This window comes from Photorhabdus cinerea (assembly GCF_011189575.1).
In the GTDB taxonomy this organism is placed as follows: domain Bacteria; phylum Pseudomonadota; class Gammaproteobacteria; order Enterobacterales; family Enterobacteriaceae; genus Photorhabdus; species Photorhabdus cinerea.
This window is the reverse complement of record NZ_PUJW01000137.1, coordinates 1-612: the sequence shown is the minus strand read 5'-3', so window position 1 is coordinate 612 and position 612 is coordinate 1. Positions and strand designations below refer to the sequence as shown.

Below are 612 nucleotides of genomic sequence, written 5' to 3'. Positions count from 1 at the left end.
GAGTTATTTTCAAAGCCATGCCCGCGGGGGTAAATTCTCCCCCGGACTGTCCCCGGTAGTTCAGACGCAAATCAATACTGTTACCGGCAGCGCCTTTGTTTTTAGCCGTCAAAGTCACCGTATCAGCAGAGTCAAACGCAACGGTAGCCGTGACCGGCAAAGTCACTTTTTTGTTAATTGCGTCTGACAATGCAGTAGCCACTTGCTCGGCCTTATCGGTTGCAACAGTCGTGATCTGCACACGCTGACCGCCGATATACAGCGAGATAACGCCGGTATCCGTCGCTGGACTGGACACTTTTACACTGCCTTTGGCTGCGACCATGCTGTCAGTGTCGCTTAAGGGAAGAACCCAGATTTCAGCGGCTTGGTCATTGGCGAAATAAGCTTCGGTCATGCCGTGCAGCATTGAACCATTGCCATATAAATTAGCAGCTTGAGCAGCGGAAGAGATACGCTCAGGGATATCGGGTTTTGCTGTAGACGTACTCAGCACCTGACCGATGATCAGTGTGCGCTGTGTCGCAATTGCGCTGTTTGCCATTGAGTTATCGAACTCGACGTAAAACAGCGGTGCACGAATATTGTTAGGTACACGTGAAAAGGGTACGG

General features: G+C 51.0%; 1 pseudogene. It reads right to left on the bottom strand.

The window, feature by feature from the left end:
• Positions 1–612: pseudogene (locus C5469_RS24710) on the bottom strand (phage tail sheath subtilisin-like domain-containing protein); the annotation flags it as partial.